Origin of the sequence: Sphingomonas sp., assembly GCF_039595165.1 — a bacterium.
Lineage (GTDB): Bacteria > Pseudomonadota > Alphaproteobacteria > Sphingomonadales > Sphingomonadaceae > Sphingomonas.
On the sequence record NZ_JBCNMA010000097.1, the window covers coordinates 1 to 12,982 of the forward strand.

General features: G+C 70.4%; 12 protein-coding genes and 1 pseudogene. 10 read left to right on the top strand and 3 right to left on the bottom strand.

The window, feature by feature from the left end; genetic code table 11:
- Positions 1 to 474 (top strand): annotated as a pseudogene (locus ABDV68_RS14325) (cell division protein FtsH); the annotation flags it as partial.
- Positions 475 to 527: 53 nt separating this feature from the next.
- On the opposite strand, the gene ABDV68_RS14330 reads toward ABDV68_RS14325, so the two are convergent.
- Together ABDV68_RS14330 and ABDV68_RS14335 are read right to left on the bottom strand one after the other, a co-directional pair.
- Positions 528 to 2,774, bottom strand: a complete 2,247-nt coding sequence (locus ABDV68_RS14330; RefSeq protein WP_343520749.1) for a hypothetical protein — start codon at positions 2,772 to 2,774, stop codon at positions 528 to 530.
- A gap of 142 nt (positions 2,775 to 2,916) precedes the next feature.
- Positions 2,917 to 4,617 (bottom strand): molecular chaperone HscC, encoded by a 1,701-nt coding sequence (locus ABDV68_RS14335; protein WP_343520750.1) that lies wholly within the window; start codon positions 4,615 to 4,617, stop codon positions 2,917 to 2,919.
- Positions 4,618 to 4,725: 108 nt separating this feature from the next.
- Here ABDV68_RS14335 and ABDV68_RS14340 point away from each other — a divergent pair, with 108 nt between their 5' ends.
- Positions 4,726 to 5,091 carry a hypothetical protein gene (locus tag ABDV68_RS14340; RefSeq protein ID WP_343520752.1) on the top strand — a complete coding sequence of 122 codons (366 nt, stop codon included), beginning with the start codon at positions 4,726 to 4,728 and terminating at the stop codon, positions 5,089 to 5,091.
- Here the strand turns inward: ABDV68_RS14340 and ABDV68_RS14345 are convergent.
- Positions 5,088 to 6,149, bottom strand: coding sequence for a DUF3667 domain-containing protein (locus ABDV68_RS14345; RefSeq protein WP_343520754.1), 1,062 nt, complete (start codon positions 6,147 to 6,149; stop codon positions 5,088 to 5,090). The genes ABDV68_RS14340 and ABDV68_RS14345 overlap by 4 nt on opposite strands.
- Positions 6,150 to 6,223: 74 nt before the next feature.
- Between ABDV68_RS14345 and ABDV68_RS14350 the strand changes: the two genes are divergently transcribed.
- The 8 genes from ABDV68_RS14350 to ABDV68_RS14385 all read left to right on the top strand — a co-directional run.
- The gene (locus tag ABDV68_RS14350) at positions 6,224 to 7,492 is read left to right on the top strand and encodes a glutamate-5-semialdehyde dehydrogenase (RefSeq protein WP_343520756.1); all 1,269 of its coding nucleotides are present in this window, start codon (positions 6,224 to 6,226) and stop codon (positions 7,490 to 7,492) included.
- Positions 7,493 to 7,757: 265 nt separating this feature from the next.
- Positions 7,758 to 8,381: a nicotinate-nucleotide adenylyltransferase gene (locus tag ABDV68_RS14355; protein ID WP_343520764.1), complete on the top strand. Its 624-nt coding sequence runs from the start codon at positions 7,758 to 7,760 to the stop codon at positions 8,379 to 8,381.
- 8 nt (positions 8,382 to 8,389) lie between these two features.
- Positions 8,390 to 8,788, top strand: coding sequence for a ribosome silencing factor (gene rsfS, locus ABDV68_RS14360; protein WP_343520757.1), 399 nt, complete (start codon positions 8,390 to 8,392; stop codon positions 8,786 to 8,788).
- Between the two features lie 122 nt (positions 8,789 to 8,910).
- Positions 8,911 to 9,333 carry a 23S rRNA (pseudouridine(1915)-N(3))-methyltransferase RlmH gene (locus ABDV68_RS14365; RefSeq protein ID WP_343520758.1) on the top strand — a complete coding sequence of 141 codons (423 nt, stop codon included), beginning with the start codon at positions 8,911 to 8,913 and terminating at the stop codon, positions 9,331 to 9,333.
- 4 nt (positions 9,334 to 9,337) lie between these two features.
- The gene (locus ABDV68_RS14370) at positions 9,338 to 10,534 is read left to right on the top strand and encodes a peptidoglycan DD-metalloendopeptidase family protein (protein WP_343520759.1); all 1,197 of its coding nucleotides are present in this window, start codon (positions 9,338 to 9,340) and stop codon (positions 10,532 to 10,534) included.
- A gap of 229 nt (positions 10,535 to 10,763) precedes the next feature.
- A complete protein-coding gene (locus ABDV68_RS14375) occupies positions 10,764 to 12,107 on the top strand; it encodes a S41 family peptidase (RefSeq protein ID WP_343520760.1) in 1,344 nt (447 codons plus the stop codon).
- 8 nt (positions 12,108 to 12,115) lie between these two features.
- Positions 12,116 to 12,580 (top strand): disulfide bond formation protein B, encoded by a 465-nt coding sequence (locus ABDV68_RS14380; protein ID WP_343520761.1) that lies wholly within the window; start codon positions 12,116 to 12,118, stop codon positions 12,578 to 12,580.
- On the top strand, positions 12,577 to 12,982 hold a 406-nt coding region (locus tag ABDV68_RS14385; RefSeq protein ID WP_343520762.1), incomplete at its 3' end, for a demethoxyubiquinone hydroxylase family protein. The genes ABDV68_RS14380 and ABDV68_RS14385, both read left to right, overlap by 4 nt.

The window sequence follows — 12,982 nt, forward strand, 5'->3', positions numbered from 1 at the left end:
ATCTTCGGCTACGACAAGGTCTCGTCGGGCGCGTCGGGCGACATCCAGTACGCCACCGGCCTCGCCCGCGACATGATCACGAAGTGGGGCATGTCGGACAAGGTCGGCCCGGTCGAGTACGCCCAGCCCGAGGGCGAATCGTTCCTCGGCTATTCGGCGTCGCAGCCGCGGCACATGTCGAACGAGACTCAGCAGCTGATCGACCATGAGATCAAGTCGACGGTCGAGGGCGGCCTCGCCCGCGCGCGCGAGGTGCTGACCGAGCATCTCGACCAGCTCCACCAGCTCGCCGGCGCGTTGCTCGAATATGAGACGCTGTCGGGCGAGGAGATCAAGAAGCTGCTCGCCGACGGCGATATCGGCCGGCCCGATCCCGCGACGCTCAAGGGCCCGGTCGCGGCGGCGGGGACCTCGATCCCCAAGACGCGGCGGCCCAAGGGTCCGTTCGGGAACCCGGCGCCGCAGGGGGCGTGAGGCACAACAGCTAATCCTCCCCTGGCGGGGAAGGATCAGGGGTGTCGTATATCCTACCTCTTCGCTGAATCCGGTCCGGCCCGCGCGATGAGCGCGGGCCGCATCGTTTTGGCGATGTCGGCATCGTCCTGCGCGACCAGCGCCTCGAGGAAGGCGATGCGCGCGTCGCACTTCGCCTTCACGTCGCTGCCCCCCATCGCCGCGCCCAGGCGCCCGGCCTTCGCCGCATCGCCGTTGGCGGCGGCGCGGAGCAGCTCGTCCGCCGGGATATCGCGCCCCCGCGCCAGATCGGCGGCGCTCGCCGGCCAGCTCCCGGCGACCTGCAAGGCGTGGCGATAGTGCCGCTCGCGCAGCTTTTCGCTGATTGGCGGCGGCTTGCGCTCGCCTTCGCCTGAAGCGCACGCCGCCACGTCGAGCGCGCGATACTCGCGCAGCGTGGCGAGGCGGATGTCCATCTCCGCGGCGAGCAGTGCCGCCGGCGCGCGCGGCAGCCGCTCGCGATAGGCGGTGTTGACCAGCCGGTCGATCTCGCGTCCCGCTTCGGCGGCGGTCTTGGTCCGGTCTGCCTGCTGCTGGCGGAGCAGCGCGACGGCGGAGTGGAGCCCGGGATTGCCCGTCTTCAGGGCAGCGAAGCCCGGCTCGCGCTGCTCGAGCTGCTTCATGGGATCGGCCGGGACGACGTCCGCACGCTCGCCCTGCGGCGCCGAGAGGATCGCGGCGAAGACCAGCGCGGCCCACAGCGCCCAGCGCACCCATGGCAGCAGCGGCACCGCCGGGCTGCCATCGGCAACGTCGCTCACCGCGGCGAGCAGCACCATGCCGGCGACCGTTGCCGCGGCCCATGGCACCAGCGGCTCCGGCGCGTCGGGAAACTGGAAGCGGATGACGGCGCCGCCAACCAGCAGCAGCGTGACGATCAGCGCGGCGAGGACGGGCCGCGCGGTGATCCGCCACAGCGCCCCCGCCAGCCCCGCGCTGCCCGACATGGCGATCAGTCCCGATGCGGCGGCGAACGCGCCGAGCGCCAGCTTTTCCGCATCCGACAGCGCGAAGAACGCCGCGCCGCCGAACACCGCCAGCACAGCGAAGGACAGGATCTTGTAGATCGGGTTGCCGATCGCCGGCTCGCGACCGGCGGCAACCGCCATCCACAGCGCCGCGACCGCTGCCAGTGCCACGGCCACGCTCGCCACCAATGGCTGGATCGGCACCGCGACCAGCAACAGCGCGGCCAGCAGCCACGGCGCAGGCCAGGCGTCGGCGAGCCAGCCCGGGGGCTCGTCCGCCATTTCGCGCCGCTCGCGCCACGGCGCGACGATCCGCAGCCGAACGACCGGAAAGGCCAGCCCCGCGAGCAGTGCGGCGGCGGCGCCGCCCGCCCGCACCGCGAGCGTTTGCGCGCCGAACGCGAGGCCCAGCGCAAGTCCGGCGGCGAGCAGCATTACGAGAAGATCGACGAAGCCGAAGCGCGGTGCTTCGAGATGCGCGCGCCACCACGCCGCCGCACCGGGATCGAAGCTGTGCGCGATTCCCGGCGCCTGATAGTCGGCGAGATCGAACAATTGCCGCACTTGCGCGGCGATGCCCGGCCGCAAGGCGCCGATCCGCCGTTGCCAGCCGGGTGCCGTGGCGCGGGTCAGCGCGTTCCACCCGGCCGACAGCGCATGATCCCCGCGGCGCAGCGCCTCGATCACGCGCCATTCGTCGATCCGCGCGAGGATGCGCCACACGCCGGGCGGGTGGTTGCCCTCCTCCTCCCAGCCGAACGCGTCGATCGCGGGGCGCAGTATATGGTCGCTGCGCGGGATCGTGTCGGCGAGCAGGTCGGCGAGCCAATGCTCGACCGAATCGCGCACTGCGATCTCGATCAGCGCGGGCGCGGCGAGGATCGCGGCGAGCTGCGACTTCAGCGCCGCGGCATCGCCGTGCCACGGCCCGCGCAGCCCGGCATCGAGCGCGGCGGTGCGGCGACGCAGCTCTTCCTGCTCGGCCGCGCGCACCTCGGCGAGCGGATCGGGTTCCGCGGGTGCGACGTAGAGGGCGACCGCGGGCTCGGCACTCGGCGGGGCTTCGACCGCTTCGCGAGCAAGAACGGGCTCCGCCTCGTCCTCGTCCGGCTCCTCCCAGTCGACATCATATTCGACCCAGCGCAGCGCCGCCTCATAGGCCTCGCGCAGCACCATGAATCCCTGCGGGTCGTCCTCGGGATGGGTGACGCGCAGCTTCCGCGCATAGGCGCGGCGGATCGCCGCGCGGTCGCTCTTGCGCGGAATGCCGAGCACCTGCCACCACGATTTCATGCGGCCACCCGCCCCATTTCGTCATTCCCGCGCAGGCGGGAATCCATTGCCGCTGCCGGTGCCGCTCGTTCGATATGCCAGCCAGAATGGATCCCCGCCTTCGCGGGGATGACGGCGGGCAGGGGCAACGGCGAACGAGGTCTCACAGGAAGGTTTCACCCTCGAGCGTGTCGAGCGCCTGGTGCAATTCCCTGCGCGCCGCCTCGATCGTGCGCGGGTCCTGGGTCTCGAGCGCGGCGCTGAACCGGCCGAGCACCTCGCCCACCCAATAGCGCTGCTCGCCGAGGAAATTCTCGAAGCATTTCTCGCCGCGCGCGATCGCCGCCTTGTTCTCCGCCTCGTCGCGCGGATGCACTTTCAGCGCCGCCAATGACTTGCGCGCCTTGTCCAGTGCCTTCTCGTCCCCCGCCATGCCGTCGTTGATCGTCAGGCTAACCGTCTCGCCGGTCTGGGGGACGATGATGTCGACTTCGAGCAGCCCGCTGACGTCGTAGGAGAAGCGTACATCGACCTGCTGCCCCGCCGGCCCGCGCGGCACGCGCACCGAGGTGCGGCCGATCTCGACATTGTCGCGGACCAGCCGCGCCTCACCCTGGAAGATGCCGAAATCGACCTTGGTCTGGTTGTCGTGCATCGTGCCGAAGCTGTGGATGCGGCTCGCCGGGATCACCGTGCCGCGCTCGATGATCGGCGCGAACAGCCCGTCCTCGATCCCGCCGCCGGGCAGCCGCCGCGAATGCTCGACGCCGAGCGAATAAGGGCAGACATCGGTGACGACGACTTCCTTGAGCGCGACGTCGCGCGACTTGAGCCCGGCCTGCACCGCCGCGCCCAGGGCCACCGCCTCGTCGGGGTTGACCGTGGCGTTGGGGAAGCGGCCGAACATGCGCGTGACCGCGCTGCGCACCAGCGGCATGCGCGTCGCACCACCGATCAGGATGATCTCGCTCAGTTCGGCGCTCTTGATCCCCGAATCGCGCATCGAGCGCAGCACCGGCTCGCGCAGCCGGTCGATCAGCGGCTTGGCCGCTTCCTCGAACGCCTGCGAGGTCACGGTGTGGCGGTACTCGGCGCCGTTCCACACGAGGCGCATCTCGGCCTCGTGCCCGCTGGACAGCGCCCGGCGCGCGCGCTCGGCGGTCTCGCGCAGTTTCTGGTGGAGCGGATCGTCGCCGCGCCCGGCCTCGCCGAACGCTTCGGCATGGGCCTCGCGCATCAGCGTCACGAGCAATTCGTTGAAATCCTCGCCGCCGAGGTGATTGTCGCCGGTCGAGGCGCGCACCTCGATGATCCCCTCGAAGATTTCGACGATCGACACGTCGAACGTGCCGCCACCAAGATCGAACACCAGGAAACGCGATTCGTCCGCGAGCTGGTGGATGCCATAAGCGAGCGCGGCGGCGGTCGGCTCGTTGACCAGCCGCTCGACCTTGAGGCCGGCGAGCTCGCCGGCGCGATGCGTCGCCTTGCGCTGCTTGTCGTTGAAATAGGCGGGGACGGTGATCACCGCCTCGAGCACCTCTTCGCCCAGGAACGCCTCGGCATCGGCCTTGAGGCTGCGCAGGACGAGCGCGGACAGCTCCTCGGGGGTGAACTCGCGCTTGCCGAGCCGCGCGGTGCGGCGGGTGCCCATATAGCGCTTGAACGCGGTGGCGGTGACCTCGGGGTGGCTCGCCATCCGCTCGCGCGCGGCGAGCCCGGTGATCACCTCGCCATCGTCGCCGATGCTGACCGCGCTCGGCGTCAGCACATGCCCGAGCCGATTGGGCACGAGCACCGCTTCCCCGTCGCGCCAGACCGCCGCGGCACTGTTCGTGGTGCCGAGGTCGATGCCGATGATCATGCCTAACCCCCCGTCAAATCGGCGCGACTTTAGCGGGCGCCGCGCCGCTGTGAAGCGTCAACAACCGGCCATAATCGCAATCTAGCGAGCGGTTCCGGAGGACTCTCGATGAAGCGCTGGATGATCGCCGCACTATTGATCGCACTGCCCGCGAGCGCGCAGGCGATGAGCGTCGCGCAGTTCCTGGCCAAGGCGAACGCGCTCAAGGCCAAGGGCTTCCTCGCGATCGGCTCGCCCGACATCAAGCTGCTGCGCGCCGAGGTGCAGAGCGTCGCCGATGCCTATCGCGCCGATTTGACCGCCGCGCGCAAGGCCGGCCGCACCCCGCACAGCTGTCCCCCGCCCAAGGGCAAGGCGACGCTCGGCGCCAAGGAGGTGATGGCCGAGTTCAACGCGATCCCGCCGGCGAAGCGCGGGATGAGCGTCAAGACCGCTTTCTATGCGATGATGATGAAGCGATACCCCTGCCGCTAGCCGAGCAGCCCGAGCCCGAGCAGCAACAGCGCGAAGATCACCACGATGAAGGTGATCATGTTGAGCAGGACGAAGGTGCGCAGCAGCGCGCTCCACCCGCGCAGGCGATAGGCGCCTTTCATCTGGAAATAGATGTGCAGCGGCGGGATCAGCAGCGCGAGGGGCGCGATGATGTCCGATGTGACGCCGAGCCCGCCGCCGATCGTCAGCAGGATCCCCAGCAGCGACATGAAGGACAGCGAATAGGTCACGAACACGGCGTGGTCGTAGCCCTTGAACTTGCGCTTCCAGAAGAACAGCAGCCACACGAACGGGATCGACAGCGGGATCAGCGCCCAGCTGAACTTGTAGCTGTTGGTCTGGAGCTTGTAGAGCGCGAGGCCGGGATTGTGGTTGGCCTTCTCGATCCCCTTGTCGAGCCGCTTCCAGCCGGTCTTGAAATCGAGGCCCTTGCCGCTCGCCCGGCTGAGCGAGAGCGGCACTTTCTCGAGCTCGTCGAGGTCGCGCTCGAGCCCGGCGATACGCTTGTCGAGCTTCTTCGCGCGCTCGCTGCCCGGTTCGGCCCTGGCGCGCGATTCCTTCGCGTCGGCGATCGCGCTTTCGGTGTTCCGGCGCGCGAAGGTCAGGCCCTGCTCGAACTGCGCCGCGGTGCCGACCTCGGCCGGCGGCGAGATGCCCATGATCTGGAGCACCGCGAACATCGTGAAGACCGAGAACAGGAACATCGCCATCGGCGAGACGAAGCGCGCGCGCTCGCCATGGATGTAGCGGCGGGTCAGCTCGCCGGGGCGGAAGAACAGCAGCGGCAAGGTGTTCCACAGCTTGCCCTCGAAATGGACGACGCCGTGCAGGATCTCGTGCCCGATCGCGCCGATCGTGCGGTGGACATGGCCGGCCTGGCCGCAGCGGTGGCAGTGCGGCCCGAGCAGGCGGGTGCCGCAATTGAGGCAGATGCCGCCATGCTCGCCGTCGCCATGGCCCTCGCCGTGCCGTCTCTCGACCGCGCGGCCCCACAGCGCCCCGCTGACCACTTCTCCGGCTGCGTCGAATTCCCCCATGAAAGCTCACCTAACAAACCGCGAAAGCCGAGGCGATAGGGACTTTCGCGCGGCGCCGTGATAGCCCAATGGCCATGGACATGACGACGCAGACCTCGCCCGAAGCCCTCATCGCCGACATGGGCGCGCGCGCCCGTGCCGCCGCCGTGACGCTGGCCGGTCTGTCGAGCCCGCGCAAGGCCGAGGGGCTGCGCGCCGCCGCGGCGGAGATGCGCGCCCAGGCGGAGGCGATCCTCGCGGCGAACGCGCAGGACGTCGCGGCGGGCGAGGCGAACGGCCTGTCCGGGGCGCTGCTCGACCGGCTGCGGCTCGATCCCGCGCGGCTCGAAGGCGCGGCGGCGGGGGTCGAGGCGGTCGCGGCGCTGACCGATCCGGTGGGCGAGGTGATCAGCCGCAGCGAGCGGCCCAACGGGCTTGAGCTCAGCCGCGTGCGCGTGCCGATCGGGGTGATCGGGATCATCTACGAGAGCCGCCCCAACGTCACCGCCGACGCCGCGGCGCTCTGCGTGATGAGCGGCAACGCCGCGATCCTGCGCGGCGGTTCCGAGGCGGCGCACAGCAACCGCGCGATCCACGCCGCCTTCGCCGCGGGCCTCGAGGCTGCCGGCCTGCCCGGCGATGCCGTCCAGCTCGTGCCGACCACCGATCGCGCCGCGGTGGGCGCGATGCTGCGGGCCGAAGGGGCGATCGACCTGGTCGTGCCGCGCGGCGGCAAGAGCCTCGTCGCGCGCGTGCAGGAGGAAGCCCGCGTGCCCGTGCTCGCGCATCTCGACGGGATCAATCACACTTATGTCGACGGCGCCGCCGACCCGGCGATGGCGCGCGAGCTGGCGGTCAACGCCAAGATGCGCCGCACCGGCATCTGCGGCGCGACCGAGACGCTGCTGATCGACCAGGCCTTCGCCGATCCCGCGCCGATCCTTTCCGCGCTGATCGACGCCGGCTGCGAAGTGCGCGGCGATGCGGAAATCCGCGGGATCGAGCCGCGCGCGCTCGCGGCCAATGCCGAGGACTGGGACACCGAATATCTCGACTCGATCCTGTCGGTGAAGCAAGTCGACGGCGTCGACGGCGCGATGGCTCACATCGCCGCGCACGGTTCGCACCATACCGACGCGATCGTCACCGAGGACGCGGCCACGGCCGAGCGCTTCCTCAACGGCGTCGACAGCGCGATCGTGATGTGGAACGCCTCGACTCAGTTCGCCGACGGCGGCGAGTTCGGGCTGGGCGCCGAGATCGGCATCGCCACCGGCCGCCTCCACGCCCGCGGCCCGGTCGCGCTCGAGGGGCTGACGACCTATAAATGGGTGGTGCGCGGGAGCGGACAGATTAGGGCCTGAACCCAGTTGGAACGAGGATCGAGATCGCCCATGGAAGGCCGCCGACAAGGAGCGCAGCGCAGTCGCGTAGCAGCGCTACGCGCAAGCAAGCGACGCTGTTCGGCGGCCTTCCATGGGCGACCGCGAAGCGGCGGGCGTCTTTTGGCGCCATGCGGCGTCGCGCGTCGGTCACGATGGAACCCCATCGCTCCCTCCTTGCTCCTGGCCTGGCGCCAAAATCCGCTCCGTCTCGACCTCGTTCCAACTGGGTTCAGACCCTAAGTCCTTGAAGCGCATCGGGCTTCTCGGCGGGTCGTTCAACCCGGCGCATCGCGGGCATCGCGCGATCTCGCTTCACGCGTTGCGCGCGCTGGGGCTGGACGAGATATGGTGGATGGTCTCGCCCGGCAATCCCTTGAAGGAGCGCGCCGGCATGGCCCCGTTCGCCGCGCGCATCGCCTCCGCCCGGGCGATGGCGCGGCATGCGCCGATCCGCCCCACCGCGGTCGAGAAGCGGCTCAAGACGCGCTACACCGTCGACACGCTGACCAAGCTGCCGAGGCTCTATCCCAAGCATCGCTTCATCTGGCTGATGGGCGCCGACAACCTGGCGCAATTCGACCAGTGGAAGGGCTGGCGCCATATCGCGCGACAGGTTCCGATTGCGGTGATCGCGCGGCCGGGTTATGATCGCGACGCCCATGCAAGTCCTGCCATGGGCTGGCTGCGGCGCTTTGTGCGGCCCGCAGGCCAGGCGAAGAACTGGACGAAGTGGAGTTTGCCGGCCCTGGTGCTGTTGCGCTTCCGCCCCGACCCGACTTCGGCGACCCGCCTGCGCGCCGCCGACCCTGCCTGGCACCGGCGTTATGCGCCGTCCCCACATCACAGCACGCGCGTCACGAGACGCTAGGAGCCCCCTTGAACGCATCGCCCCATGTTTCGCGTACGCCCCAGCCGCAGGGTAACCTGGACGAGGCCGAGGCGCTCCACCAGCTCGTCCTGACCTCGCTCGACGACGATCAGGCGGTCGAAACGGTCTCGATCCCGCTCGCCGGCAAGAGCAGCATCGCCGACTATATGGTCGTGGCCTCGGGCCGCTCGACCCGTCAGGTCGCGTCGATGGCGAACAAGCTGGCCGAGAAGATCAAGGCGGAGTTCGGCCGCAACCCGCGCGTCGAGGGGCTGCCCACCGCCGACTGGGTGCTGATCGACGCCGGCGACGTGATCGTCCATCTGTTCCGGCCCGAGGTCCGCACCTTCTACAATCTCGAGCGGATGTGGGCGTTCGGAGACGCGCCGCCCGTCGGCAACGCTTGAGTGGCCACATCACCTCTTCCCGTTCGGGCTGAGCCCGTCGAAGCCCTGCCTTGCTTCCTTGCGATGGAGAAGCGCAGCCCTTCGACGAGCTCGGGGCGAACGGGACCTTAGCCTAACACATCATGCTCCTTCATATCGTGGCGCGCGGGCGCATCGGGCGTGGGCCGGAGGCCGAGCTGGTCGAGCGCTATATGAAGCGCGTCACATGGCCGACGCGAATCACCGAATTGCCCGACACCGGCGGCAAGCTGCCCGAGCTCCAGCCCGGCACCCGCCGCGTGATGCTCGACGAAAAGGGCGAGAACCTCCCCTCGCGCGTGCTCGCCGAGCGGCTTCAGGCGTGGCGCGACGACGGGGTGCGCGAGACGCGCTTCCTGATCGGCGCGGCGGACGGGTTCGGCGACGCCGAGCGGGCGGAGGCGGACCTGCTGATCGCGTTCGGCCGCGCCACCTGGCCGCACCTCATGGCGCGCGCGATGCTCGCCGAGCAGTTGTGGCGCGCGACCAGCATCCTCGCCAACCACCCCTATCACCGCGAAGGCTGACCGGATGCGCTGGGCCATCATCGCCATTGCCGCCCTGCTCCTCGCCCTCGCAGGCCTCACCGCGTTGCCCGCGCAGGCGCCCGACCTCGTCGCCCAGCAGGGCCGGCTCAAGGCCGCGAACCAGGCGGCCAAGGAGGCCGAGGCGCGCGCCAAGCGGCTCCAGCGGGCGGCGGCGGGCGAGCGCGACGAAGCGCGCCGTGCCAAGGCGCGCGAAGCCGCGGTCGCGGCGAGCATCGCGGCCGCCGAAGCCGAGATCACCGCCGCCCGCGCCCGCGTCGCGATCGTCGACCGGCTGCTCGCCGCGCAGCGCGGACGGCTGGAGACTCAGCAGGGGCCGATCGCGCGGCTGATCGCGGCGCTGCAGTCGCTCGCGCGGCGCCCGGCGATGCTCGGACTGCTCCAGCCCGGCTCGACCGCCGACATCGTGCATGTCCGCGCGGTGCTGGGCAGCGTCGCGCCGGTGGTGCGCGAGCGCAGCGCCGGCGTCCGCAACGAGATCGCGCGCACCCGTCGCCTGCGCGAGGGCGCCGACCTCGCCGCGCGCAGCCTGCGCGACGGGCGCGAGCGGCTCGAGACGGAGCGGCTCGCGCTGGTGCGGATGGAGGCCGACCATCGGCTGCGCGCCACCGGCTACCGGCGCGAGGCGATGCTCGAATCCGACCGCGCGCTCGCGCTCGGCGAGCAGGCGCGCGACCTGGTCGAGTTGATGGACACGCTCGGCGCCGCCGCCGAGACGCGCGAGTCGCTGGAGGCGCTGCCCGGTCCGCTGCCGCGCCCGGGGGCCGCGAGCGAGGACGAGGCCGCCCCCGCCCCTGCGCCCGCGCCGCGAAAGGGCCCGCCGCCCTATCGCTTGCCGGTCGCGGGCAGCATCGTCACCGGCCTCGGCGAAATCTCCGACGCCGGGGTGCGCTCGCGCGGCCTCACCTTGTCGAGCTGGGCCGGCGCGCAGGTGGTCGCCCCCGCCGCGGGACGCGTGGTCTATGCCGGCCGCTTCCGCGGCTACGGCAACATCGTCATCCTCGACCATGGCGACGGCTGGACCTCGCTCGTCGCGGGGCTCGACCGCGTGCTGGTGCGAGTCGGCGACGCGCCGGTGCAGGGCACCCCGCTCGGCCGCGCGCCGCAAGGCGACGCCCCGCGCATCACCGTCGAGCTGCGCCGACAGGGCCATGCGGTGGATCTGGCGCAGTTGCTGGACTGATTCTCGTTCAATCCTCCCCGCCAGGGGGAGGTAGCGCTAAAGGCGACGGAGGGGGCGGAAGCACACCGCTGGCGTTCTGGCATCCGCCCCCTTCCGTCAGGCCGCGCCTGCCACCTCGCTCTGGCGGGGGAGGATTTGTCGGCATCCTCGTCGCGCCGCGCCCTTGCCGCTTTGCCGCCACGGCTTTCCGGTCTATCTTGCCGCCAAGCACTGCTCAGGAAGTAAGCGTATGATCCGTCCTATCCTCCAGGTCACCGCCGCGGTCGGCGCGCTGGCGCTCGTCCCGCTCACCACCGGCGCCATGGCCAGCGTCGACACGTCGAGCTATCGCGAGCTCGACGCGTTCATGGACGTCTATGCCCGGGTAAAGGCCGATTATGTCGAGAAGGTCGACGACAAGACGCTGATCAAGGGCGCGATCGACGGCATGCTCGCCAGTCTCGATCCGCACAGCTCCTATGTCGACGCGGTCGCGTTCGACAATATGCGCCTCGCCACCGAGGGCAATTACGGCGGTCTCGGCCTGTCGGTCACGATGGAGGACGGCGCGGTCAAGATCGTCACCCCGACCGAGGACACGCCCGCCTGGCGCGCCGGCCTCAAGTCGGGCGACTTCATCACCCATCTCGACGGCAAGCTGATCTATGGCGGTACGCTCGACGAGGCGATCAGCCAGATGCGCGGCGAGCCGGGCACCAAGATCACGCTGCGCATCATCCGCCCCGGCCGCGACAAGCCGTTCGACGTCACGCTGACTCGCGACACCATCGTCCAGAAGGCGGTGAAGTGGGAGGTCAAGGACGGCATCGGCATCCTCAACATCAACACCTTCTCCGCCAGCACCGCGTCGGACATGCGCGCCGGGATCGCTGCGATCGAGAAGCAGCTCGGCGGCAAGCCCAAGGGCTATGTCATCGACCTGCGCGCCAATGGCGGCGGCCTGCTCACCCAGGCGATCGAGGTGACCGACGCGTTCCTCGCGCATGGCGAGATCGTCTCGCAGCGCGGCCGCGAGAAGGCGGATATCGAGCGCTGGTACGCCAAGGCCGACGATCTCGCGCGCGGGCTTCCGCTGGTCGTGCTGGTCGATGCCGGCACCGCCTCGGCCTCGGAGATCGTCGCCGGCGCGCTGCAGGACCATCACCGCGCGCTGGTGCTGGGCGAGAAGACCTTCGGCAAGGGCTCGGTGCAGACCCTGCTCCAGTTGGGGCCGCGCACCGCGCTGCGCCTCACCACGGCGCGCTACTACACCCCCTCGGGCCGCTCGGTGCAGGAGGGCGGGATCGAGCCCGACCTGCTGGTGCCGCAGCTCTCCGACCCGGATTACAAGACCCGGCCGGTGTTCCGCGAGGCCGACCTGCGCCGCCACCTGATCAACGAGACCAAGGTCGACAATTCGATCCTCGAGGAGGACACCAAGACCGACCCGCGCTTCGCCGCGACGGTCGAGGAGCTCAAGAAGCAGGGCGTCGAGGACTTCCAGCTCCACTACGCGCTGCAGACGATCGCGCGCACCTCGGCGCCGGCGCGGATGGCGGCGGGCGGCGCGCCCAAGAGCGGCACGAAGCGCTGAGTCAGGCGATGGCGCCCCGCCGCATCGCGCAGGCGCTCGCCCTGCTGCTGCCGCTCGGCCTGATGGCCGGGGCGCTCTACAGCCAATATGTCGGCGGGCTGTTCCCGTGCGAGATGTGCATGTGGCAGCGCTGGCCGCATTACGCGGCGATCGCGCTCGCCGCGCTGTCGTTCGCGATGAAGCCCGCGCGCGGCGCGCTGGTGTGGCTCGCCACGCTCGCCATCGCGATCAGCGGTGCGATCGGCGCCTTCCATGCCGGGGTGGAATATGGCTGGTGGGAGGGCCTCACCCGCTGCGCCACCAATTTCGGCGGCGGCAATGCGCTCGATGCGATCATGAACGCGCCCTTGGTGCGCTGCGACGTCGCGCCGTGGCATTTCCTCGGCATCTCGCTCGCCGGCTGGAATGCGATCCTTTCGCTTGGTGGTGCGTTGGTGATCGCGATGCTGATGCTCAGGAAGCAGCGCCGATGAGGTGGAAGCCCGGCGATCCCCGGCCCGATATCGGGTCGATGATCCGCGTCGACCAGGCCGGCGAATATGGCGCGACGCGCATCTATGCCGGGCAGCTCGCCGTGATGGGCGACCGGCACGACATGGCCCGCGCGATTTCCGGGATGGCCAACCAGGAGGAGCGGCACCGCGCCTTCTTCGACGCGTTGATCGCCGAGCGCGGCGTGCGGCCGACCGCGCTGCAGCCGGTGTGGAACGCCGCGGGCTTCGCGCTCGGCGCCGCGACCGCGGCGCTCGGGCCGGCGGCGGCGATGGCGTGCACGGTGGCGGTCGAGACCGAGATCGACCTTCACTATGCCGAGCAACTCGACGCCCTGGGCGCGGACGATCCCGAGCTGTCGGCGGCGGTCGCCGAGTTCCGCG

Bases quoted from the DNA above. Each gene is read 5' to 3' on its own strand.
- ABDV68_RS14365 (WP_343520758.1), top strand. From the start codon at position 8,911: ATGCTCCTTCATATCGTGGCGCGCGGGCGCATCGGGCGTGGGCCGGAG.
- ABDV68_RS14335 (WP_343520750.1), bottom strand. From the start codon at position 4,617: ATGATCATCGGCATCGACCTCGGCACCACGAACAGTGCCGCGGCGGTC.
- ABDV68_RS14370 (WP_343520759.1), top strand. From the start codon at position 9,338: ATGCGCTGGGCCATCATCGCCATTGCCGCCCTGCTCCTCGCCCTCGCA.
- ABDV68_RS14340 (WP_343520752.1), top strand. From the start codon at position 4,726: ATGAAGCGCTGGATGATCGCCGCACTATTGATCGCACTGCCCGCGAGC.
- ABDV68_RS14375 (WP_343520760.1), top strand. From the start codon at position 10,764: ATGATCCGTCCTATCCTCCAGGTCACCGCCGCGGTCGGCGCGCTGGCG.
- ABDV68_RS14350 (WP_343520756.1), top strand. From the start codon at position 6,224: ATGGACATGACGACGCAGACCTCGCCCGAAGCCCTCATCGCCGACATG.
- ABDV68_RS14345 (WP_343520754.1), bottom strand. From the start codon at position 6,149: ATGGGGGAATTCGACGCAGCCGGAGAAGTGGTCAGCGGGGCGCTGTGG.
- ABDV68_RS14330 (WP_343520749.1), bottom strand. From the start codon at position 2,774: ATGAAATCGTGGTGGCAGGTGCTCGGCATTCCGCGCAAGAGCGACCGC.
- ABDV68_RS14380 (WP_343520761.1), top strand. From the start codon at position 12,116: ATGGCGCCCCGCCGCATCGCGCAGGCGCTCGCCCTGCTGCTGCCGCTC.